Source organism: Streptomyces piniterrae, assembly GCF_005048155.1.
Taxonomy (GTDB): Bacteria; Actinomycetota; Actinomycetes; order Streptomycetales; family Streptomycetaceae; genus Streptomyces; species Streptomyces piniterrae.
Genome location: NZ_SUMB01000001.1, coordinates 487,106 through 508,369, shown reverse-complemented (window position 1 = coordinate 508,369; position 21,264 = coordinate 487,106). Strand labels below are relative to the sequence as shown.

19 protein-coding genes and 1 pseudogene are annotated in these 21,264 nt (G+C 73.1%); 10 read left to right on the top strand and 10 right to left on the bottom strand.

Annotated elements, in window-relative coordinates; genetic code table 11:
• Positions 1-78 precede the first annotated feature (78 nt).
• On the bottom strand, positions 79-693 hold the full coding sequence (locus FCH28_RS02115; RefSeq protein ID WP_136737920.1) for a CBS domain-containing protein: 615 nt from the start codon (positions 691-693) through the stop codon (positions 79-81).
• A gap of 285 nt (positions 694-978) precedes the next feature.
• On the opposite strand from FCH28_RS02115, the gene FCH28_RS02110 reads away from it, so the two are divergent.
• From FCH28_RS02110 to FCH28_RS02100, 3 genes are all read left to right on the top strand, one after another.
• A complete protein-coding gene (locus FCH28_RS02110) occupies positions 979-1,737 on the top strand; it encodes an HAD family hydrolase (RefSeq protein WP_136737919.1) in 759 nt (252 codons plus the stop codon).
• Between the two features lie 2 nt (positions 1,738-1,739).
• Entirely contained in the window at positions 1,740-4,193 is a 2,454-nt protein-coding gene (locus tag FCH28_RS02105; protein ID WP_425471858.1) for a glycoside hydrolase family 65 protein, read from the top strand.
• Positions 4,194-4,347: 154 nt separating this feature from the next.
• Positions 4,348-4,689, top strand: coding sequence for an STAS domain-containing protein (locus tag FCH28_RS02100; RefSeq protein ID WP_136737918.1), 342 nt, complete (start codon positions 4,348-4,350; stop codon positions 4,687-4,689).
• A gap of 40 nt (positions 4,690-4,729) precedes the next feature.
• Here the strand turns inward: FCH28_RS02100 and FCH28_RS02095 are convergent, their stop codons facing one another.
• From FCH28_RS02095 to FCH28_RS02065, 8 genes are all read right to left on the bottom strand, one after another.
• The gene (locus FCH28_RS02095) at positions 4,730-5,419 is read right to left on the bottom strand and encodes a CBS domain-containing protein (RefSeq protein WP_136737917.1); all 690 of its coding nucleotides are present in this window, start codon (positions 5,417-5,419) and stop codon (positions 4,730-4,732) included.
• 206 nt (positions 5,420-5,625) lie between these two features.
• A complete protein-coding gene (locus FCH28_RS37875) occupies positions 5,626-6,201 on the bottom strand; it encodes a hypothetical protein (protein ID WP_169314020.1) in 576 nt (191 codons plus the stop codon).
• A 144-nt stretch (positions 6,202-6,345) separates the two neighbouring features.
• On the bottom strand, positions 6,346-7,641 hold the full coding sequence (locus FCH28_RS02090) for an RNA polymerase sigma factor (protein ID WP_136737916.1): 1,296 nt from the start codon (positions 7,639-7,641) through the stop codon (positions 6,346-6,348).
• On the bottom strand, positions 7,638-7,973 hold the full coding sequence (locus tag FCH28_RS02085; RefSeq protein WP_136737915.1) for a YciI family protein: 336 nt from the start codon (positions 7,971-7,973) through the stop codon (positions 7,638-7,640). Before FCH28_RS02085 ends, FCH28_RS02090 begins: the two co-directional genes overlap by 4 nt.
• Positions 7,974-8,189: 216 nt before the next feature.
• Positions 8,190-8,564 (bottom strand): zf-HC2 domain-containing protein, encoded by a 375-nt coding sequence (locus FCH28_RS02080; protein WP_136737914.1) that lies wholly within the window; start codon positions 8,562-8,564, stop codon positions 8,190-8,192.
• Between the two features lie 107 nt (positions 8,565-8,671).
• Positions 8,672-9,160, bottom strand: a complete 489-nt coding sequence (locus FCH28_RS02075; RefSeq protein ID WP_246102269.1) for a copper chaperone PCu(A)C — start codon at positions 9,158-9,160, stop codon at positions 8,672-8,674.
• Positions 9,157-11,535, bottom strand: coding sequence for a heavy metal translocating P-type ATPase (locus FCH28_RS02070; RefSeq protein WP_136737913.1), 2,379 nt, complete (start codon positions 11,533-11,535; stop codon positions 9,157-9,159). Before FCH28_RS02070 ends, FCH28_RS02075 begins: the two co-directional genes overlap by 4 nt.
• The gene (locus FCH28_RS02065; RefSeq protein WP_136737912.1) at positions 11,532-11,783 is read right to left on the bottom strand and encodes a hypothetical protein; all 252 of its coding nucleotides are present in this window, start codon (positions 11,781-11,783) and stop codon (positions 11,532-11,534) included. The genes FCH28_RS02070 and FCH28_RS02065 overlap by 4 nt, the downstream gene beginning before the upstream one ends.
• 293 nt (positions 11,784-12,076) lie before the next feature.
• On the opposite strand from FCH28_RS02065, the pseudogene FCH28_RS02055 reads away from it, so the two are divergent.
• From FCH28_RS02055 to FCH28_RS02040, 4 genes and pseudogenes are all read left to right on the top strand, one after another.
• Positions 12,077-13,141, top strand: a pseudogene (locus FCH28_RS02055) (RNA-guided endonuclease InsQ/TnpB family protein).
• Entirely contained in the window at positions 13,102-14,184 is a 1,083-nt protein-coding gene (locus FCH28_RS02050; RefSeq protein WP_187363741.1) for an ABC transporter substrate-binding protein, read from the top strand. Before FCH28_RS02055 ends, FCH28_RS02050 begins: the two are co-directional and overlap by 40 nt.
• Before the next feature lie 74 nt (positions 14,185-14,258).
• Entirely contained in the window at positions 14,259-15,278 is a 1,020-nt protein-coding gene (locus FCH28_RS02045) for a FecCD family ABC transporter permease (RefSeq protein ID WP_246102371.1), read from the top strand.
• Positions 15,275-16,090, top strand: coding sequence for an ABC transporter ATP-binding protein (locus tag FCH28_RS02040; RefSeq protein ID WP_136737911.1), 816 nt, complete (start codon positions 15,275-15,277; stop codon positions 16,088-16,090). The genes FCH28_RS02045 and FCH28_RS02040 overlap by 4 nt, the downstream gene beginning before the upstream one ends.
• 49 nt (positions 16,091-16,139) lie before the next feature.
• Here FCH28_RS02040 and FCH28_RS02035 read toward each other — a convergent pair whose 3' ends face one another.
• A complete protein-coding gene (locus FCH28_RS02035) occupies positions 16,140-16,355 on the bottom strand; it encodes a heavy-metal-associated domain-containing protein (protein WP_136737910.1) in 216 nt (71 codons plus the stop codon).
• Between the two features lie 301 nt (positions 16,356-16,656).
• On the opposite strand from FCH28_RS02035, the gene FCH28_RS02030 reads away from it, so the two are divergent.
• Genes FCH28_RS02030 through FCH28_RS02020 form a run of 3 tightly spaced genes read left to right on the top strand, consistent with a single transcriptional unit; the run spans position 16,657 to position 21,201 of the window.
• Positions 16,657-18,066: an MFS transporter gene (locus FCH28_RS02030; RefSeq protein ID WP_169314019.1), complete on the top strand. Its 1,410-nt coding sequence runs from the start codon at positions 16,657-16,659 to the stop codon at positions 18,064-18,066.
• A gap of 16 nt (positions 18,067-18,082) precedes the next feature.
• A complete protein-coding gene (gene asnB / locus FCH28_RS02025) occupies positions 18,083-19,915 on the top strand; it encodes an asparagine synthase (glutamine-hydrolyzing) (RefSeq protein WP_136737908.1) in 1,833 nt (610 codons plus the stop codon).
• Between the two features lie 11 nt (positions 19,916-19,926).
• A complete protein-coding gene (locus FCH28_RS02020) occupies positions 19,927-21,201 on the top strand; it encodes a cytochrome P450 family protein (RefSeq protein WP_136737907.1) in 1,275 nt (424 codons plus the stop codon).
• Positions 21,202-21,264 lie beyond the last annotated feature (63 nt).

The window sequence follows — 21,264 nt, the reverse complement described above, 5'->3', positions numbered from 1 at the left end:
CGACAACAGCCCGCCGCAGGCGCAACGGCGAGAAACCCCCACGGCGGGACAGCCGAAAACGGCGGGAACCAAGCCGGCTCACCCCCGAAGCGGCGGCCCGGCCCGCAAATTCGTCAGGCGGTTGACCACCCCCACCACGCCGTCGATCTGCCGCGTCATGGACACCGCGATGCCGACATCCGCACTGTTCTCCAGGCGGCCGCGCAGCGTCACCACCCCGTCGTGGACGGCGACCTCGACCGTCTGGGGGGTCAGCCACAGCGCGCGGACCATGACCTCGTCGATCACCTCGTCGCGGATCTCGCCGTCCGTCCGGAGAAAGATCCGCAGCAGATCGCGCCGGGTGACGATGCCGACCAGCCGGGCCTCCTCGTCCACCACCGGCAGCCGCTCGATGCGGTGCTCGGCCATGAAGCGCGCGGCCCGGACCAGGGAGTCGTCGGCACGGACGGTGACCGCGGGGGCGGACATCAGCTCGCCGGCGGTGGGCGGCTCGTCCGAGCCGGTCCGCTGCCGGGTGAGGCGGAGGTCGGTCGTGGAGACGACTCCGATCACCTTGTCGTCGGTGTCCACCACCGGCAGCCCGCTGATGTCGTACGTGTCCAGCCAGCTCTCGACGTCCTTGCGCGGGGTCGTGCGCCAGGCCCGGACGACGTCGCCGGTCATGACGCTGCCGACTCTCCGGTGCTTCATCGCACGGCCTCCTCTCGGCAGGCGCGGCGTGCGGGTCCTCGCGATGCCCTCTCGGGGGATCGTGCTCCCACGATCGGACGCCGCGCGGGCCGCCCACAGGGGCCGTCCGGCGCCACCGAGGGGCCGACCGGCCCCCGGGCCCGCAGAGACGCGCCACACCCCTCCCGGCCGAACCGCGCGCCAGCGCGCCCGCGCCCCGCGGCGCGCCGCCGCCCGGGAGTCGTGGTGCGATGGGAGACGGCACCTCATGAAGGGAACGGCACCCTCACGAAGGGATCCGTCACGATGACCGCCGCACCAGCCCTGGCCGCGTGCCTGCGCTCCGTACGGGCCGTCGTCTTCGACACGGACGGAGTCATCACCGACTCCGCCCGGGTGCACGCCGCGGCCTGGAAGGACGCCTTCGACGCCTGTCTGACGGCCGCGGGCGTACAGCGGCCGTTCGACCCGATGGACGACTATCTGCGCTATGTCGACGGCCGGTCCCGGCTGGACGGGGCGGCCGCGTTCCTGGCCTCCCGGGGTCTGGAGCTGCCGCTGGGCGAGCCGGACGACCCGCCGGGAACCACCACGGTGCGGGCCGTCGCGGCCCGCAAGGAGGAGCTGTTCACCGCGAGCCTGCACGCCCGCGCCATCTCCGCCTGGCCCGGCACCGTGCGCCTGCTCGGGGTCCTGCGGCGCGAGCGGGTGCCGTGCGCGGCGGTCTCGGCGTCCCGCCATGCGACCGAGCTGCTGTCGGTCGCGAGCGTCCGGGAGCTCTTCCACGTCGTGGTGGACGGCAACGAGGCGGGCCGGCTCGGTCTGGCGGGCAAGCCGGACCCGGCACTGTTCCTGGAGGCGGTCCGGCGCCTGGGCGTCCCGGCCCGGGACGCCGCCGTACTGGAGGACGCCCTGGCGGGGGTCGAGGCCGGCCGGCGCGGCGGCTTCGGGCTCGTCGTGGGCGTGGCCCGTGCCACCGGCCCGTACGCCGCCGAGCTGCGCCGGCGCGGCGCCGATGTGGTGGTGACCGATCCCGGCGAGCTGCTGACGTCAGGGGAGAGCTGACGGTGCCCGCCTGGACGTGGTCCTACGACGGGTACCACCCCGACGGGGAGCGGCTGCGCGAGGCGCTCTGCGCGCTCGGCAACGGCTATTTCGTCACCCGGGGTGCCGCCACCGAGGTGCTGCCAGGACCCGCGCACTACCCGGGCACCTACGCGGCGGGCTGCTACAACCGGTTGACGTCCACCGTGGCGGGGCGCCGGGTCGAGAACGAGGATCTGGTCAACCTGCCCAACTGGCTGCCGCTGCGCTACCGGATGCGGCCGGCGGGCGCGGCTCCCGGCCCCTGGCTGTCCCCCGACGATCCACAGCTGGCCGAACACCGGCAGACGCTGGACCTGCGGCACGGCACGCTGACCCACTGGTCGGTCTACGAGGACGGGGCCGGGCGGCGGCTGAGCGTGGGGCAGTGCCGCCTGGTGCACATGGGCGACCCGCATCTGGCCGCGCTGCGGACGTCGTTCACGGCCGCCGGGTGGGCGGGCGAGGTGGAGGTGGCGGCCGGGATCGACGGCGATGTCCGCAACGCCGGTGTGGCGCGCTACCGGGAACTGGCGGACCGGCATCTGACCGGCTGGGAGACCGGCTCCGAGGGCACCGACACGGTGTGGCTGCGCTGCCGCACCGTCGACTCGGACATCCGTATCGCCATGGCCGCGCGCACCCGCGCGAGTGGCACGGACGCCGGAGAGACGGCCGCCGGGGAGACGGTGTCCGGCGACGCGGCGCCACCCGGCATCGGCGCTCCCCGTACCGACCTCACCGGGCGACGCGCCTTCCAGACGTTCGTCCTGCCCGTCGAGCCCGGATCCACCGTCGTCGTCGACAAGACCGTGGCGCTGTACACCTCCCGCGACCTGGCGATCAGCAACCCCCTCAGGGCGGCCGCCGACGCCGTGCGCCGGGCCCCGGACTTCCCCCGGCTGCTCGCCTCCCACCAGCGCGCCTGGGCGCACCTGTGGCAGCAGTCGAAGCTGGACGTCCCCGGGGACTCGGGCCGGATTCTGCGGCTGCATCTTTTCCACGTCCTCCAGACGCTGTCCCCGCACACCGCCGAACTCGACGTCGGCGTACCGGCGCGCGGCCTGCACGGCGAGGCGTACCGCGGCCATGTCTTCTGGGACGAACTGTTCGTGCTGCCCTTCCTGGACCTGCACTTCCCCGAGGTCTCCCGTGCGCTGCTCGGTTATCGCTACCGGCGGCTGCCGGCCGCCTGCCGGGCCGCCGCCGCGGCGGGCCTGGCCGGGGCGATGTACCCGTGGCAGAGCGGCGCCGACGGCCGTGAGGAGACCCAGGAGTTCCATCTCAACCCGCGCTCGGGGCGCTGGCTGCCCGATCACTCCCGGCTCCAGCACCACGTGGGCTCCGCGGTGGCGTACAACGTGTGGCGGTACTGCCAGGCCAGCGGGGACACCACATTCCTGCACACCAAGGGCGCGGAGATGCTGCTCCAGATCGCCCGCTTCTGGGCGGCCGGCGCGGTCTGGGACCCGGACCTGGGCCGCTACCGCATCCGCGGGGTCGTCGGCCCCGACGAGTACCACGACGGATATCCGGATGCCGCGGAACCCGGGCTGGACGACAACGCCTATACGAACGTCACGGCCGCCTGGGTGCTGATGCGGGCGCTGGAACTCTGCCATGGGCTCCCCGAGGTGCGCCGGCAGCAGCTCTTCGAGCGGATCCAGCTCGCCCAGGACGAGCAGGAGCGCTGGGACGAGCTCGCGCACCGGCTCCATGTGCCGTTCCACCAGGGCGTCATCAGCCAGTTCGCGGGCTACGCGGACCTGGCCGAACTCGACTGGGACGGGTACCGCGGCCGGTACGGCGACATCCGGCGGCTGGACCGGATCCTGGAGGCGGAGGGCGACACCGTCAACCGCTACCAGGCGTCCAAGCAGGCCGATGTGCTGATGCTGGGCTACCTCTTCGCGCCGGCGGAGCTGGCCGCCGTGTTCCGGCAACTGGGGTACACGGTCGACGACGACGTCTGGCGCGCCACCGTCGACTACTACCTGCACCGCACCAGTCACGGCTCGACGCTCAGCGCCGTGGTCCATGCGTGGGTGCTGGCCCGCGCGCGCCGCGCCGACGCCTGGAGGTACTGCGAGGAGGCGCTGGCCGGCGATGTGGCGGACGTCCAGGGCGGCACCACCGCCGAGGGCATCCACCTGGGCGCGATGGCCGGCACCCTGGACTTCGTCCAGCGCGGCATGACCGGCCTGGAGGCCCGCGAACACACGCTGTGGCTCGATCCGGCGCCGCTCCCCCAGTTCTCGAAGTTCCGGGTACGGCTGCGCTACGGCAGCCACTGGGACGTCGATCTGCGCATCCGTGCGGGCCGGGTGCGGATCGCGGTACCGGAATCGGACCCGGCGCCGGTACGGGTGTGGCTGGGGGGCCGCTCGTACACCATCGCCCCCGACACGACTCGCTGGCTCGACCTGCCGCGCGCATGATTCCGGCCCGATTCACGGCAGGGGGGCCGAAGGGCCCTATGGACAGGGACCGCCCGGCACTGCTGCGACGCGCGGTCCCCGTCTTTGATGGGTTCAGCTTTGAAGGTGCCGCAGCCCAGAGGCCGCGGGTAGTGGGATGGGTGGCGGACAGGACATGTTGAGGGAGCGGACCGGCGAGGCGCGGGGGCGCCCTGCGGACGGGCCTGTCGTCGTGCGCCTGGAAGGAGAGCTGGACCTCCCGAGCGCTCCGGCGACCAAGCGGTACCTCGACTCCCTGACCTCGGGGCCGCGGCCCGATCTGGTGGTCGACCTGACCGGGGTGAGCTTTTTCGACTGCTGCGGCATCGGGATCCTGTGCCGGGCGCGACGCCGGGCCCTCGACCGCGGCGGCCGGCTGTCGCTCGTCGTCACGGACCCCCGTCAGCTGCGGATTCTGCGCAAGGTGGGGCTGGAGGGCGCTTTCGAGGTGCTGGACACGGCGCCGGACGGCCGGTGAGACGGCGGCTTCGGGGCGGCGGCTTCGGGGCGGCGGCCGGTCAGAGCTGCGGGCGCGTCGCGGACGCCCCCGGGGCGGTCTCCGAGGCCGGGCCCGTGACATCGAAGGCGACGTCCACGACCCCCTCGACAGCCCGCACCAGCCGCGCCGCCATCGGGATGACCGAGGTGTCCCGGACCCGGCCGCTGATGGTGACCACGCCCTCGGTGACCTCGACGTCCAGCTCGTCGTGGGAGACCGCGAACAGCCGGCCGACGATGTCCTGGCGGATCTCCGCGGCGAGTTCCTCGTCGGTCCGCAGGAAGACCTTCAGCAGATCGGCGCGGCTGACGATGCCCTGAAGCATCCCGTGGGAGTCCACCACGGGCAGCCGTTTCACGGACTTGTGGGCCATGATCCGCGCTGCCTGGGGGAGGGTGGCGTCGGCGTGGACGGTGTAGGCGGGCGTGCTCATCAGCTCCGCGGCCGTCACCCCGCCCGCCTTGCGTACGTCCTCAAGGCGTTGCAACTGCTCCACGCGGCTGGGGTCGGTCTCCCGGAACTCCTCCTTGGGCAGCAGATCGGCCTCGGAGACCAGGCCGACCACCCGCCCCTCGCCCTCCAGGACCGGCAGGGCGCTCACCTTCCACTGCTCCATGGTCTCGACGATCTCCTTGAACCGGGCCTCCTGCCCGATCGCGACCACGGTCTGTGTCATCACATCGCTGACGGTGTGCGGTGTCTGTCCCATGACGCCTCCTCGGTCCTGCCCCCGACACGGCCGCTGTGACACCTCCAGGGTGGAAGCCGGGCGGCGCCATGGGACAGGGCCGGTCGGTCCGGGAAAGAGGCCGGCCGGTCCGGGGGCGGGCCGTGCGGCCCTGCCGGGGCAGACGTGGGCCCGGGGTGGCGGTGCCAAAACCCCGGGCCCACAAGAGCGTTGAGGGTCAGGTGAGGTCAGAGGAGCGGGGCCAGGATCTCCTCCAGGCCGAGGAGGCTCCTGCGGTCGTCCTCGCGGTCCTGACCGGAGTCGCGCGGGGGCATTTCGCGGTCGCGGGGGGCGCTGTACTCACGGTCGCGGTCCGGGCCGTACTCACGGTCGCGGGCGGGGGCGGAGTCACGGTCGTAGTCGCGGTCACGCATGTCGCCACGGTCGTAGTCACGGTCGTAGTCGCGGCCGTGGTCACGGTCGTGGTCGCGGTCGTGGTCGCGGCCGTGGTCCCGGTCCTTGTCGCGGCCGTGGTCCTTGTCGCGGTCGCGGCCGTGGCCGTAGCCGTCGTCGTCACGGCCGTGGTCGCGGTCGCGGTCGCGGCCGTAGCCATCGTCGTCACGGCCGTAACTGCGCGGGTGGTCGCCGTCGCGCTCGACGGCCTTACTACCGTTAGCCGTGAGGCAACGACCCGTCATGGGCGAGTCGCACATGACGGTCTGGGCGCTGCTGGGCACAGCGGCCGAGGCGCCGGCCATCGGCACCCCGACGGCGGCCACGGCCAGTCCGGCGACTGCGAGCGCACGAGGGATTGAACGGATCATTCTTCCACCTTCACTCAGCTTTGGGGCAGAAAGGAACATTCTCTGCAAAAGCGACGATAAGGTGGCTTTTCCCTCATGTTGTGCGACCCACCGGGGAGTCACTGGAACGCAGCAGCTCTTCAACCGGGGTGTCCCCCAAGCTCCTTACACCGCGCCCTCGGGCCCCAGCCCCGCCAGCCGCCGCTCCAGCTCGGCCCGCTCGACCTCGTTGCCGGTCAGCGCCAGCGCCCGTTCGTACGCCCGACCGGCCGCCGCACGGTCGCCGGCCCGCCGCAGCAGCTCGGCCTGGGCCGCGTACAGCGGCTGATAGCGCGTCAGGCGAGGATCGTCGAGCAACGGCGCCAGCAGCTCCAGGCCGGCCCGCGGCCCGGACGCCGCGGCGACCGCCACCGCGCGGTTCACCTCGATCACCGGTGACGGAGACAGCCGGCCGAGCGCCCCGTACAGCTCGGCGATGGTCTCCCAGTCGGTCTCCGCCGCGCTCGGCGCCTCGACGTGCAGCGCCGCGATGGCGGCCTGCAGCTGGTAGGGGCCCGCCCGGCGCAACGCCAGCGCCTCGGCCAGCGTTTCGTGCCCCTCCGCGATCCGCGCCATGTCCCAGCGCGAGCGGTCCTGTGCGTCGAGCGGCACATAGCGGCCCTGTTCGTCGACCCGTGCGGCACGACGCGCGTCATGGAGCAGTATCAGCGCGAGCAGACCGCGCGCCTCGGCCTCGTCCGGCATCAGCTCGCACAGCAGCCGCCCCAGCCGGATCGCCTCGCCGCACAGCTCGGCGCGGACCAGCCGCTCGCCCCCGGTCGCCTGGTAGCCCTCGTTGAAGATCAGGTACACGGTGGACAGGACCCCGTTCAGCCGGTCGGGGAGCGCCTCGTCGGCCGGCACCCGGTACGGGATCCGAGCGTCCGCGATCTTGCGTTTGGCGCGTACCAGGCGCTGCGCCATCGTCGATTCGCTGACGAGGAACGCGCGGGCGATCTCCGCGGTGTCCAGGCCCCCGAGCGTCTTCAGGGTCAGCGCCACCCGGGCGGGCAGCGCGAGAGCGGGATGGCAGCAGGTGAAGATCAGCCGCAGCCGGTCGTCGGTGACGGCGCCCGCCTCGTCCTCGCGCGGATGCTCCTGTGCGTCCAGCCGTGCGAGCTCCGCCAGCCGCGCGGTGCGGTCGGCGAGGGCCCGCTCGCGCCGTAGCCGGTCGATCGCCTTGCGGCGGGCGGTCACCATGATCCAGGCGCCGGGGTTGGCGGGGATCCCGTCGTCGGGCCAGCCGGCGACCGCGGCCGCGAAGGCGTCCTGGACGGCGTCCTCGGCGAGCTGGAAGTCGCCGAGGTGCCGGATCAGCGTGGCGAGGACGGCGGCCCGCTCCTCGCGGAAGGTGCGCTCGACGGTGGCGGCGGGATCTCCGGCCGCGGTGCCCGGCCGCCACCCGTTGTCGTGCCGGCTCACCCGCCCCAGACCGGCCGCACCTCGACCGGCCCGTAGCCGCTGTTCGGCATCTCCGCGGCCCACTTCAGCGCCTCGTCCAGGTCCTCGACCTCGATCAGGAAGAACCCGGCGAGATACTCCTTCGTCTCGGCGAACGGCCCGTCGGTGATCTGCGTCTCGCCGCCCTGGACCCGTACGGTCGTCGCCATGTCGGTCCCGGTCAGCCCGGCGTTGGCCACGAGCACCCCGGACTCCGTGATGGCCCGGCGGTACTCCCCCCAGCGGGCCCCGACCTCCTCGGGCATGGGCTCGCCGCCGACCGGCAGATAGGTCAGCATCACGTACTTGGGCATAGCGCCTCCTCGGCAGGGATTCGCCGCTTGTTCCGCGGCCTCGGCCGCGCTTTTCGCGGCCTCACCCATGACGACGCCGCAGGTCTGACCGATTCGACACCCGGCGGAATATTTCCCGGCCGCCGACAGGCCGAGCGGGGGCGGGTGCCACCCGATCGCACAGGCGGCACCCGTGAGCGGACGCCGGCGGCGATCCCGCCGGCGTCCGTTCCCGCCTCAGAGCTCGCGCGCCTCCGCCGGTGCGGGATCCACGGACGGCGGGTCCACGGCCCTGGGAGCCCCGGCCGAGGGAGTCCCGGTCGCGGGGAGCGCGCCCGCCGCCCGCAGTCGGGCGAGCAGCGCGTCGGCGGCGGCGTCTCCCCCGTCGCCTTCGCTCCCGTCGTGCGCCTCGCTCCCTTCGCTCCCGTCGTCGCCGTCGCGCCCGAGAGCGGCCGCGGTCACCGCCGCCAGTCGCCGCGCGCCCGCCTCCCATTCGCGGCAGTCCGCGCAGCCCTCCAGATGGTCGTCGAGGCGGCGGTCGGTAAGGCCGGACGGCAGCCGCTCACCGTCCAGACGGGCGGAGAGTGCCGTACGGATGCGTGTGCAGAGCATGCGCCCATCCTCCCCGACGCGCGGATGTGCGGTGCGGGGAGATCCCGGTCTGCGGGGAGCAGGCGCGGTCGGGTGGCGTGCCACGGTGCGACGAGGGGGCCGTCGGGTCACTGGCCGGGGCGCACCGCCCGCGCCCGGACGGTCAGCGGCGGGCTGTGGCGGAAGTGGAGCGTGAAGGTGAGCCGGTCCCCCGGGGCGATCCGCGGGGGCGGGCTGATCATGACGTCCAGGGTCGTGGCCGTCATCCGCAGCGATCCTTCCGCCGGGACGGTGGCGGCGCCGGCCATCTCCATGCTCCGTGCGTTCCGCCCGATGTCGACGGTGCGGCTGAGCATGGTGCGGTGGCCGGCGGGGCCGGTGACACCGGTCAGTGCGTCGTCCGATGTGCCGGTGTTGCGGATGGTGAAGAACGCGGCGGTGGCCTCGGGGCCCGAGGGGATCAGCACCCGCCCCTCGGGTGCGCTGAGGCGTGCGGGCGTCCCCGCGTTGCCGGTGGCGGTCCACACCATGAGGGTGCCGAGGGTCGCCAGGCAGGTGAGCAGCGGTACGGCGACGGCCGACACGGACAGCCGCTGCATCTCGGACAGCCGCTTCATACGGACTCCCAACCGGTCTTGTTGCGGGGGCTGTTGCGGGGGCTGTTGCGGGAACGGCTGACGGGCCTCTTCGCGCCGCCCGGACCCGGTTTCCAGGCCCGCAGCCGCAGGCTGTTGCCCACGACGAGCAACGAGCTTGCGGACATGGCGGCGGCCGCGAGCATCGGGTTGAGCAGGCCGACGGCGGCCAGCGGCACGGTGACGAGGTTGTAGCCGAACGCCCAGACCAGGTTGGTGCGGATGGTGCCCAGGGTGCGGCGGGCCAGGCGTACGGCGTCGGCGATGGCCTGGAGGTCCTCGCGTACGAGGGTGACATCGGCGGCGCCGATCGCCGCGTCGGTGCCGCTGCCCATGGCGATGCCGAGGTCGGCGAGTGCGAGCGCGGCGGCGTCGTTGACTCCGTCGCCGACCACGGCGACCCGGCTGCCCTGCTCCTGCATGGTGGCGACCAGTGCGGCCTTGTCCTGGGGGCCGGCTTGGGCGTGGACCTCGGTGATGACCAGGTGCCCGGCCACGGCGCGGGCGGTGGCCTCGCGGTCCCCGGTGGCCAGGACCGGGCGCAGGCCCAGGCGGCGCAGGTGGTCGACGGCGCGGTAGCCGTCGGGGCGGAGGGTGTCGCCGACGGCGAGGACGGCTTCCGGGGTGCCGTCGACGGTGATCAGCACCGCGGTGTGCCCCGCGGTCTCCGCCGCGTGTACGGCCGCCGGCAGCGGGCCAGGGAGGGCGCCGGTGTCACCGGGCCGGGCGACCGTCACCCGGTGCCCGTCCACGGTGCCCCGTACCCCGTACCCGGGCGTGGCGGTGAACTCCGTTACGCGCGGGAGGAGTTGACCGTCACCGCCGGGACTGCCGTGGCGTTCGGCATGCGCGACGACGGCACGCGCGAGCGGGTGCTCGGAGCCCTGCTCCACCCCCGCGGCCAGCCGGAGGACCTCGGCCGCGTCCAGGCCCCCCGTACGCGGCGTGACGGCGGTGACGCTCATCCGGCCGGTGGTGAGGGTGCCGGTCTTGTCGAGGACGACGGTGTCGATACGGCGCAGTTGCTCCAGTGCCTGCGGCCCGCTCACGAGGATGCCCAGCTGGGCGCCGCGCCCGGTGGCGGCCAGCAGCGCAGTCGGGGTGGCGAGCCCCAGCGCGCAGGGGCAGGCGACGACCAGCACGGCGACCGCGGCGGTGACGGCGGCCTGCGGGTCGGCCCCGGCGCCCAGCCAGAAGCCCAGGACGGTGACGGACACGGCCAGTACGGCGGGGACGAAGACGCCCGCGACCGCGTCGGCGAGGCGCTGTGCCCTGGTCTTGCCGGTCTGGGCGTCCTCGACGAGCCGGGTGATCCGGGCGAGCTGGGTGTCCGCCCCCACGGCACCGGCCCGGATCTCCAGCAGCCCGCCGGAGTTGACCGCGCCGCCGACCACGTCCGTGCCGGGCCCGACCTCGACCGGCCGGCTCTCGCCGGTGATCAGCGAGAGGTCCAGGGCGGAACTGCCCTCGGTGACGGTGCCGTCGGTGGCGACGCGCTCCCCGGGCCGTACCAGGAAGAGATCGCCGACGCGCAGCCGGCTCACCGGGATGAGCCGTTCGGTGCCGTCCACCCGCACGGCGACGTCCTTGGCGGCGAGCTCCGCCAGCGCACGCAGCGCCGAGCCGGTGCCGCGCCGGGCCCTGGCCTCCATCCGGCGGCCGGCCAGCACGAACAGCGGTACGCCGACGGCGGCTTCGAGGTAGAGATGCGCGGTCCCGTCCCCGGCGGCCGGCAGCAGGCTGAACGGCATGGTCATGCCGGGCGCACCGGCGCCGCCGAGGAACAGCGCGTACGCGGACCAGGAGAACGACGCGACGACGCCGAGGGAGACCAGGGTGTCCATGGTCGCGGCGCCGTGCCGCAGGCCGCGTAGCGCGCGGAGGTGGAACGGGCCGGCGCCCCAGACCGCGACCGGTGCGGCCAGCGCGAAGCAGAGCCACTGCCAGTCGCGGAACTGCCAGCCGGGAACCATGGAAAGGACCAGGACGGGGAGGGACAGCAGGGCGGTGAGCGGCAGGCGGAGGCGTTCTGCGGGTGGCCGGGCGCCTTCGTCCGGAGCCGGATCCGGTTCCCGCTCGGCGTCCTGTGCCCGTTCGGGGTCCGGCTCCGGGGCCGGTGCGGGGGGCTCCGCCGTGTACCCGGCGGCCTCGACCGTGGCGACGAGGTCGTCGACGGAGACCGCCCGGGGGTGGCTGACGTGGGCCCGGCCGGTCGCCAGATTCACCGTGGCCGTTACGCCGCCGAGGCGGCCGAGCTTCTTCTCGACCCGGTTGACGCAGGCGGCGCAGGTCATGCCGCCGACGGTCAGGGTGGTGACGAGCGGGGGCGCGGCGGCGTCGGGCGGTTGTGTGGTCATCGCGCCCCGCCCATCCCGTGCATCCCGCCCATGTCGCCGTCGCCGGCGGGCTCGGCCCCTCCCGTGCGGACCCCACCGGCGGGGTGCAGCCCCGGAGCCACGGGCCCGGCGGCGGCACCGGCCGCGTACGACAGCGCGAAGAGCACCACGAGCAGGCCGGCGAAGCCGATCACCGACCGTGCGGGCAGCAGCCGTTGCGCGGTCTGCGGAAGAACGGACCGACGGCGGTCGGCCGGGAAGAAGGACATCGCCGCTCCAGCGTTTCGGAAGGGTTGGGGTCAGTTGGTCGGAGCGGTGGGCGGGTGAGTTCCCGGACGGTCCGCTGCGCTTTGTGCCTTCGAAGGGTCTGATGCTGCCGGCGGCGCAGTCGAAGACGACCTGCGTCCGCTGCTCCCACCCTTCCCGCAGTTCCGCCACGGTGAGTGCGGCAGCGTCGGCCGTTTCCTTCTCCAAGGGGGTGTCGTCCACCAACGACAGGGCAAGCAAGCCCACCAAGATCGTTTGTGCTCAACTGTCAGTCCTCCCGGATAGGTTGAGGCTCATGACGACGCGAGCGAAGACGGAGGACGGCGGGCATGCCCGGTGGACGTTCCGGCTGCGCGTGTCGTCCACGGCCCGCACCGCCCTGATGGGCGAGTGGGATCGGTGAATGGGGTCTCCCCTGCTCGAGCGGAGCCGAGAGCTTGGGGAAGGGTGTGGAACGAATGCGTTGCGAAGTCGAAGCAGACCTACCAGCGGAACAAGGCCCGGCCCGAGGGCATCGGCAAGCGCACGTGCGGTCCGGCGCAGCTCGACAAGATGCTGACCGAGGCCCGCAAGCACATGGCATGGCTGCGTGAGGGCTCCTCGGTGCCACAGCAGCAGCTGATACGCGACTTCGGCGAGACCGAGCCGCTGCCGACCACCGGGCGTGTGATCGGTATCGACTGGGGCGTCAAGGAGACCGCGACCACCACATCCGACGCCCACGACCTTCCGCACGCCCGGCACGGGAAGACGGCAGCGCAGAAGCTTGCCCGCTATCAGCGGATGATGGCGAGGCGGAAGCCCGCGAAGGGCAAGCCCGGATCGAAGGGCTACCGTGAAGCGAAGCGGCGGACCGCGAAGCTGCACAAGAAGGTGGCCCGGCAACGCCAGGACACCGCCCGCAAGTGGGCCAAGAAGGTCGTCCGCGATCATGATGCCCTGGCGGTGGAGGACTTCCGCCCGAAGTTCCTCGCCAAAACCACGATGGCCCGCAAGGCAGCCGACGCCGCGATCAGTGCCACCAAAGCGGCCCTGGCCGAGATGGGCCGCAAGCACGGCCGGGCCGTGCACCTGGTACACCCCGCGCACACCACGATGGATTGCGCGCAGTGCGGAGCGAGAACCAAGCACGCACTACCTCTCTCGGAACGAACCTATGCGTACACCGCACTGCTGTGCCGCTGACCCGATGATCGAACCGAGCGGCCGGCCCTCGGCCGATCTGGCAAGGGCCGGGAACTCGACGGCGATCTGCCCCGACTACCGGAGCGCGTGGCGGAAGTTCGCCCGCGTACCGAGTGGATCTTTGGAGGCTTTTCGATGCGTTCTCGTGTGTGGGGCGGTACCGCGGCCGTGGTGATCGGCGGCCTGCTGGCCGCCGGCTGCGGCGGTGGGGGGCAGGGCGCGGACGACAGCACCGGGAAGGCCGGGAAGTCCGTCGCCGGTGACTACCCGGTGTCCGTCACCGACTGCATGGGCGCCAGGACGACCTTCTCCGCGGCCCCGAAGAAGATCGTCACCAGCAACGCCTCCAGCCTGGAACTGCTGCTGCGCCTGGGCGCCGGGGACAAGGTGATCGGCACCGGTTTCCCCCCTGGCAAGGGCACGCTGCCCGGCGCGCTGGACGCGCAGGCGCAGAAGGTGAAGGTGCTCGGCCAAAGCGTGATCCCGAAGGAGAAGCTGCTCGGCTCCGGCGCCGACCTGTACATCGACACGTTCGCGTCCATGGGGGGCATGGGCGGCGGGGGGATGGGCGACGCGCCGACCGCTGAGGAGTTCAAGGCGGTCGGGATCCAGCACATCTACCTGAAGTCCACCGCCTGCGCGGCGCAGAGCAAGAGCCCCGTGACGGACCTGTCGGCGGTCGAGGCCGACATCACGTCGCTGGGCGCGGTCACCGGCACGAGCGCCAAGGCGAAGGAACTCGTCGCCGGGATGAGGAAGAAGGTCGACGCGGTCCACAAGGCGATCGGGGGTACGGCGGAGAGCAAGCGGCCGACGTACTTCTTCTTCGACTACGACGCCGGCACCAAGCAGCCCAGCGTCCTCTGCAACCGTCAGGTCGGCAACGCGGTGATCACGCTGGCCGGGGCCCGCAACGCCTTCGCCGACTGCGACAGCGACCACAAGCAGGTCGGCTGGGAGGACGTGATCGCCAAGAACCCGGACTGGATCCAGCTCGGGGTCCGCGACCGGGGCAGCGAGGCGGCGAACAAGAAGGCGTTCGACGCCGCGCAGAAGTGGCTGGAGAGCAACCCGGCCACCAAGGGCATGAAGGCGGTCGAGAAGGGCCACTTCCTGCGCATCGGCTCCGAGCGGACCACCATCGCCGGTGTCGAGAACGCCGAGACGGTCGAGGAGATCGCCAAGGCCCTCTACCCGGGCAAGGTCGGCCAGCCGTGATCTCCGCACTGTCCTCACGGTCTTCGTCTCGCCGCACCAGCACGACGGACGCGAGTCCGGATGACGCGCGTGGACTGCCCGCGGGACCGCTGGCGTTGGTGCTCGCTGTGGCGCTGCTCGCGGCTCTGACGGCCGCGGTCGCCTGGGGGTCGACGTCCATTCCGCCCGGCGAGGTGTGGGGCGTGGTGTGGCGGCGGCTGTCCGGTGAGGCGCCGCGGCCGGGCACGAACGACCTGATCGTGTGGCAACTGCGGGTCCCCCGTGCGGTGCTGGCCGCGCTGGTGGGGGCCGGGCTCGGCCTCGTCGGTACGGCGGTGCAGGCGCTGGTGCGCAACCCGCTGGCCGACCCGTACCTGCTGGGCATCTCCAACGGGGCGTCGCTCGGGGCGGTCGCCTCCATCGTCCTGGGTCTCGGCGCGGGCGGGGCGCTGGGCCTGGGGCTGTCCGGCGCGGCCTTCGCCGGGGCGCTGGCCACCTTCGCCCTGGTGTGGGCCGTCGCCCGGCGGGGCGGGGGGTTCGCGCCGCTGCGGCTGGTGCTGGCCGGGGTGGCGATCGGCCAGTTCCTGTCCGGCTTCACCAGCTATCTGGTGTTGCGGGCCGGGGACGAGCAGCAGACGCACAGCGTGCTGTTCTGGCTGATGGGCAGTCTGAGCGGCGCGAGCTGGCCGCTGGTGGCGGTGCCCGCGGTCGTGGTGCCGGCCGCCCTGCTGTGGTTGCAGGCGCGCGCCCGGGGGCTGAACGCCCTGCTGATGGGCGACGAGACGGCGGCCGGGCTCGGTGTCCATGTCACCCGGCTGCGCCGGGAGCTGTTCACGGTGACCAGTGTGCTGACCGGCGTCCTGGTGGCGGTGTCCGGGGCGATCGCCTTCGTCGCGCTGATGGTGCCGCATGCCTGCCGTCTGGTCGTCGGCGGCGACCACCGCCGGCTGCTGCCGGTCTCGGCGCTGTTCGGGGCGCTGCTCCTGGTGGTGGTCGACATCGTCTGCCGTACGGCGATGGACTCGCAGGAGCTGCCGGTCGGTGTGGTCACCTCGCTCATCGGGGCTCCGGCCCTGCTGTATCTGCTGAACCGGCGTCTTGGGAGCGATAGTTGAGAATCGACATCGAAGACCTGCATGTCGCCTACACGGGCCGTACGGTCGTGGCGGGGGCCCATCTGGTGGCGGCCGAGGGCGAGATCACCGGTCTGGTCGGGCCGAACGGCAGCGGCAAGTCGACGCTGCTGCGCTCCGTCTACCGGCATCTGAAGCCCACTGCCGGTCGGGTGCTGCTGGCCGGCACCGACCTCCGCGAGCTGACCCCGGTCCAGTCGGCGCGGCATATCGCCGCGCTGCCGCAGGAACGGGGCGGTGACTTCGAGCTGACCGTCCACGAGGTCGTCGCGATGGGGCGCACGCCGTACAAGCGGGCCTTCGCGGGTGATGACGCCGCCGACCGGGACGTGATCGCCCGGGCCCTGGCCGGGGTCGGCATGACGGCGGCGGCCGGGCGCCGGTTCACGACCCTGTCCGGTGGCGAACGCCAACGCGTCCTGCTGGCCCGTGCGTTCGCCCAGAACCCGGACGTGCTGGTGCTGGACGAGCCGACCAACCACCTCGACGTCCGCCACCAGGTGGAACTGCTGGCCCTGCTGCGCACCCAGCGGCGTACGACACTGGTGTCGCTGCACGACCTCAACGCGGCCGCCTCCGTGTGCGACCGACTGCATGTCCTGCATGCCGGAGCCGTGATCGCCTCCGGGCCGCCGCGCCAGGTCCTCACTCCCGCCCTGCTGGCCGAGGTGTTCGGTGTGCGGGCGGCGGTGGTCGACCATCCGCTGACCGGTGATCCGCTGATCGCTTTCGATCACCGGGCGCCGGCCGGCACGGAGACCGCAGCGGCGGCGGAGATGGCCACCGGCGGCTGAACCCGGCCGGGCAGGACGCCGATCGCGCCCTGCCCGGCGCACGGTCCGGTCAGGCGGAGACCGGGTCGGCGACGCCGTAGCCGGCCTCGACGATGGCCGCGCGCAGCCGCTGGTCGTCGAGGTCCGTGCCGTGCACGGTGACGGCGTTCGCGGTGAGGTCGACGACGACCTCGGTCACGCCCGGCACCTCGGAAACCTCTTCCCTGATGCTCGCCGCGCAGTGCCCGCAGCTCATTCCGGTGACGTTGTACTGCTTCTGGGTCATGGAGAACTCCTCGGTGCTGTGAGCGCTTTCGGTGGTGTACGGATGCGCGGGCGCGGGGTGTTTCAGACCGCCGCCCACGCTTCAGGAGTCGGTCCGGCGGAGCGTGGAGTTCCGCGGTGGGGGATGCCGGTTTTTCGAGGCTGCGGACGGGGCCGGGGGCGGCCGGCTCCGCCGGTCGGTGCGGTAACCAGCCCGCCGGTCACTTTTCCTGGGTACGGCCGGGAACTTCGCCCGGTTCCCTCTCGACTCCTGAGACGAGGTGGCTGTCCGGCAGCCCACCCGTGACAGCGAAGGGGGAAGGGTGGCACACCACAGTCCCGGCCCGGAACGGCCCGGCGACATACCCGTCGGCGAGGACCGCTGGTCCCTGGTCGCCGTGGCGGGCGTGCTGGCGTTCGTGGCGATGCTCGACATGAACATCGTCAACGTGGCGCTGGCGGACATCGCCGACGGTCTCCAGGTGTCCGCCGCGACCGCCCAGTGGGCGGTGCTGGGCTACCAACTCCCCGTCCTGGCCTTGCTGTTGCCCGTCGGCCGGTGGCTGGACGGAGTGCGACTGCGGCCCGTCGTACTGGTCGCGACCTGCGGCTTCGGCCTGTGCAGCGCCGTGGCTGCGGCGGCGCCGTGGATGGCCTGGCTGATCGCCGCCCGCCTGGCGCAGGGCGCGTTCGGGGCGGTGCTGTTCGTCCTGATGCCCCTCCTCGCGATCCGCTCCGTACGGCCGGAGCTGCGCGGACGGGCGATGAGCGTGCCCGCCACCCTGGGCCCGCTGGGCGCGGTGGCCGGGCCCGCCGTGGGCGGTCTGCTGCTCGACCACCTGGGCTGGCGCTCGGTCTTCCTGGTCAAGCTCCCCTTCTGTGTCCTCGCGCTGGTCGTGGCCTGGCGGGCCTTGCCGCGCGACGGCGGGCCGCGCCGGCCCGACCGGCGGTCGGCGGCGGACGCGCTGCTGGTGGCCTCCGGTGTGGCGGTCCTGCTGCTGGCGCTGACCCTGGCGTCGGACCACCCGTCGTGGCTGCTGCTCGCCGTCGCGGCGGCCCCGGTGCTGTGGTGGTGGCTGCGCGGTCCGGGCGGCCGGCCGGTGGCCGGTGTGCTGCGGGCCGGCGGGCTGCTCGGGGCGCACGGCGCGGTGCTTTCCCTCGCTGCCGGATTCGCTGCCATGCACTATGTGCTCGCCCTGCATCTCCAGCGCGACAACGGCGTCAGCGCCACCGCGACCGGACTGACCGTCCTCGCCTTCCCCCTCGGCATGGGCCTGGCGGGCCCGGTCGGCGGGCGCCTCGCCGACTGGTGCGGCGCCCGGCGGGTGGCGGTCGCCGGCGCCGCGCTCACCGCCGCCGGCCTGCTTCTGCTGGTCCCGCTGGACGACGGCTGGTCACCGCTCGACGTGGCCTGGCGGCTGGCGCTGGCGGGTGTCGGGCTGGGCCTGAACGGCGGCCCCACCCAGGCCCTGGTCATGAGCGCGGCCCCGCCGGAGCGGACCGCGACCGTCGGGTCCACGGTGCAGCTCGCCCGCAGTCTCGGCTTCACCCTGGGACCCGCCCTGGCCACCGCGGTCTGGGGACTGACCGGACCGCAGGAAGGCGTACGGGCCGGGCTCGCACTGGCCGCCCTCGCCGCCGCTCTCGCCGTTCCCCTGCTCGCCCTTTCCGGCAGGAGCCGCACACCCGTGCCCGAGAAGACGACCGACGCGGCGTCCGCCGCCCCCAACTGACCCAGGAGCCACTCGTATGTGCGGAATCACCGGCTGGGCGTCCTTTCACGGCGACGCCCGCACCCGGGCCCATGCCATCGAGGCCATGACCGCCACCCTCACCCCGCGCGGCCCGGACGCGGGCGGTGTCTGGCTCGGCGAGCGCGCCGCGATCGGCCATCGCCGGCTGGCCGTCATCGACCTGGCCGGCGGCGTACAGCCGATGACCGACCGCCCGGACCGGCCGACCACCGTCCTCAGTTACAGCGGCGAGGTGTACAACCATCACCAGCTGCGGGCCGAACTGCGCGCCCGGGGACACCACTTCCGCACCCGCAGCGACACCGAGGTGGTGCTGCGGGCGTACGCGGAGTGGGGTGCGGATCTCGCCGAGCACCTGGAGGGCATGTTCGCCTTCGCGGTCTGGGACGAGCGCGCACAGCGGCTTCTCCTCGTCCGGGACCGGCTGGGCGTCAAACCCCTCTTCTGGGCCGCCGTCGACGGCGGTCTGGCCTTCGCCTCCGAGCCCAAGGCCCTGTTCGCCCACCCGGAGATACGGCCCCGGGTGGACTCCGACGGGCTGCGGGAGGCGTACGGCCTGCTGTTCAACACCGGGCCGACGGTGTGGTCCGGGGTGCGGGAGGTGGAGCCCGGCGGCCTGCTCGTCCTCGACCGGGACGGCATCCGCGAACGCCGCTACTGGCAGCTGGACCTGGACGCCGAACCTGCCGGGGACGACCGGGACACGGCCGTCGAGCGGATCCGCGACCTGGTCGGCACGGCCGCCCGCAGCCAGCTGGAGGCCGATGTCCCGCTGTGCAGCCTGCTGTCCGGCGGCATCGACTCCACCGTCCTGACCGCGCTGCTCGCCGACGAACTCCGGCTGCGCGAAGGCCCGGACGCCCGCATCCGCTCCTACGCCGTCGACTACAGCGACCAGGCCGAGCAGTTCACCGGCGATGTGCTGCGCACCGGCCACGACACCCCGTACGCCACCGAGGCCGGCGCCCACATCGGCACCGACCACAGCACGGTCGTCCTCGATCCGCGCGACCTGCTCGACCCCGAGCACCGGAAGGCGGTCGTGGTGGCGAGGGACTCGCCGATCGGCGTCGGCGACATGGACACCTCGCTGTACCTGCTGTTCGGCGAGATCCGCGAGCACTCCACCGTGGCCCTGTCCGGCGAGGCGGCGGACGAGGTGTTCGGCGGCTACCCGTGGTTCCACAATCCGAAGGCACTGGCCGCGACCACCTTCCCGTGGCTGCTCGTCACCGGTGACGAGGCCGCGATGCCGCTCAACCCGGAACTCGACCTGCGGATGGCGGAGTTCCGCGCTGACACGTACCGCGGCGCGCTGGCCGCCGTACCGCACCGGGACGACGAGACCCCCGTCGAGCATCGGCAACGCGAGATGCAGCACCTGTCCCTGACCCGCTGGCTGCGCCAACTCCTGCACCGCAAGGACCGGTTGAGCATGACCCAGGGCCTGGAGGTCCGCGTCCCCTACTGCGACCACCGCCTCGTCGAGTACGCCTTCGCCGCGCCCTGGGCGCTGCAGAGCTTCGACGGCCGGGAGAAGAGCCTGCTGCGCGCCGCCGGCGCCGGACTCGCACCCGACTCCGTGCTGCACCGGCCCAAGAACCACTACCCGGCCACCCACCACCCCGACTACAACCGCGGCCTTCAGGACCTGGCCCGCGACGCCCTGGCCATGGCACAGGTCCGCGCCCTGGCCGACGAGACCCGTATCAAGCCCTGCCTCGACACACCGCCCGAACGGCTGGAGTGGGGCCACCGCCTCCGCCTCGAACGCGTCGTCGACCTGGCCCTGTGGCTGGACCACCACCAGCCCGAACTCGCCCTCTGAGGAGCCCTCGCATGACCCTCCAGCAACCCCGGCCCGCCGTGGAGCCGCAGCCCGGCGCCGAGCCCCTGGCCGACCCGGTCCCCCTGATGGGCTGCCCCTACAAGAGCAACCCCTACCCCCTCTACGAGCGGATGCGCGAGGCAGGACCGGTCCACCGGGTGCTGTTCCCCAGCGGCGTACAGGCCTGGCTCGTCACCGGCTACGAGGCCGCCCACGCCGCCCTCAACGACGACCGCCTGGGCAAGAACCACGACCGCGGCAACGACCGCTGGCGCGCCCGCGCATCGATCATGCCCGAGCCGCAGCACTCCCAGCTCCAGGCCCATCTCCTCCACCAGGACCCGCCCGAGCACACCCGCATGCGGCGCTTCGTCACCGACGCCTTCACCCCCCGTCGCGTCGAGAGCCTGCGCCCCCGCTTCCAGGAACTGGCCGACACCCTCATCGACGCACTGCCCGAAACCGGCCCCGCCGACCTCGTCGCCGGCTTCGCCGCCCACTTCCCGTTCCAGGTCCTCGCCGAAGTCATCGGCCTCCCCCAGGAGCTGGCCGCCCGCTTCGACCGGGACTGGGGCAAGGTCGTCCAGCCCGTCGGCCCCACCGACCCCGGACGACCGCTGTACGAGGCCCGGCTGCACGGTCTGCAGAGCTATATCGCCGACGTCGTCACCCACAAGCGCGCACACGGGGACGACGACCTGCTCGGCCGCCTCGTCGTGGCCCGCGACGGCGGCGAACTGTCGCCGGAGGAGCTGGACTCGATGATCTTCCAGCTGCTGGTGGCCGGCCAGGAACCGGTCACCAACCAGATCACCACCTCGCTGATCGCCCTCTTCCGCCACCCCGACCAGCTGGCCCGGCTGCGCGAGGCACCCCAGCTGCTGCCCCGCGCGGTCGAGGAACTCCTTCGCCACGACAGCGCATTCGAACTGACCACCTGGCGCTTCTTCAACCGGGACAGCGACCTGCACGGCACCGAGGTCCCGGCCGGCGACTCCGTGATCGTCTCCCTGTGCGCCGCCAACCGCGATCCGCGCCGCTTCCCCGACCCGGACGCTCTCGACCTCGACCGCACCCCCAACCCGCATCTCGCCTTCGGCCACGCCATCCACTTCTGCCCCGGCGCCGCCCTCGCCCGCGCCGAGCTCCAGGTCGCACTCGGCGCCCTGCTCACCCGGCTCCCCGGCCTCCACCTCGCCATCAAGGACGAGGACATCCAGTGGATCCCGGCCGTCCTCGGCCGCGGCACCAACCACCTGCCCGCCGGCTACGACCGGCGCCTGTGACACCGGGCCCCGGCTGACCGGGTCCGGCCACCCCGCCGGACCCGGATCCAGCCCCTCCCCCGC

Bases quoted from the DNA above. Each gene is read 5' to 3' on its own strand.
- FCH28_RS02115 (WP_136737920.1), bottom strand. From the start codon at position 693: ATGAAGCACCGGAGAGTCGGCAGCGTCATGACCGGCGACGTCGTCCGG.
- FCH28_RS02050 (WP_187363741.1), top strand. From the start codon at position 13,102: ATGCGTTCTCGTGTGTGGGGCGGTACCGCGGCCGTGGTGATCGGCGGC.
- FCH28_RS02085 (WP_136737915.1), bottom strand. From the start codon at position 7,973: ATGCCCAAGTACGTGATGCTGACCTATCTGCCGGTCGGCGGCGAGCCC.
- FCH28_RS02075 (WP_246102269.1), bottom strand. From the start codon at position 9,160: ATGAAGCGGCTGTCCGAGATGCAGCGGCTGTCCGTGTCGGCCGTCGCC.
- FCH28_RS02070 (WP_136737913.1), bottom strand. From the start codon at position 11,535: ATGACCACACAACCGCCCGACGCCGCCGCGCCCCCGCTCGTCACCACC.
- FCH28_RS02080 (WP_136737914.1), bottom strand. From the start codon at position 8,564: ATGCTCTGCACACGCATCCGTACGGCACTCTCCGCCCGTCTGGACGGT.
- FCH28_RS02065 (WP_136737912.1), bottom strand. From the start codon at position 11,783: ATGTCCTTCTTCCCGGCCGACCGCCGTCGGTCCGTTCTTCCGCAGACC.
- FCH28_RS02100 (WP_136737918.1), top strand. From the start codon at position 4,348: ATGTTGAGGGAGCGGACCGGCGAGGCGCGGGGGCGCCCTGCGGACGGG.
- FCH28_RS02020 (WP_136737907.1), top strand. From the start codon at position 19,927: ATGACCCTCCAGCAACCCCGGCCCGCCGTGGAGCCGCAGCCCGGCGCC.
- FCH28_RS02110 (WP_136737919.1), top strand. From the start codon at position 979: ATGACCGCCGCACCAGCCCTGGCCGCGTGCCTGCGCTCCGTACGGGCC.
- FCH28_RS37875 (WP_169314020.1), bottom strand. From the start codon at position 6,201: ATGATCCGTTCAATCCCTCGTGCGCTCGCAGTCGCCGGACTGGCCGTG.
- asnB (WP_136737908.1), top strand. From the start codon at position 18,083: ATGTGCGGAATCACCGGCTGGGCGTCCTTTCACGGCGACGCCCGCACC.
- FCH28_RS02035 (WP_136737910.1), bottom strand. From the start codon at position 16,355: ATGACCCAGAAGCAGTACAACGTCACCGGAATGAGCTGCGGGCACTGC.
- FCH28_RS02095 (WP_136737917.1), bottom strand. From the start codon at position 5,419: ATGGGACAGACACCGCACACCGTCAGCGATGTGATGACACAGACCGTG.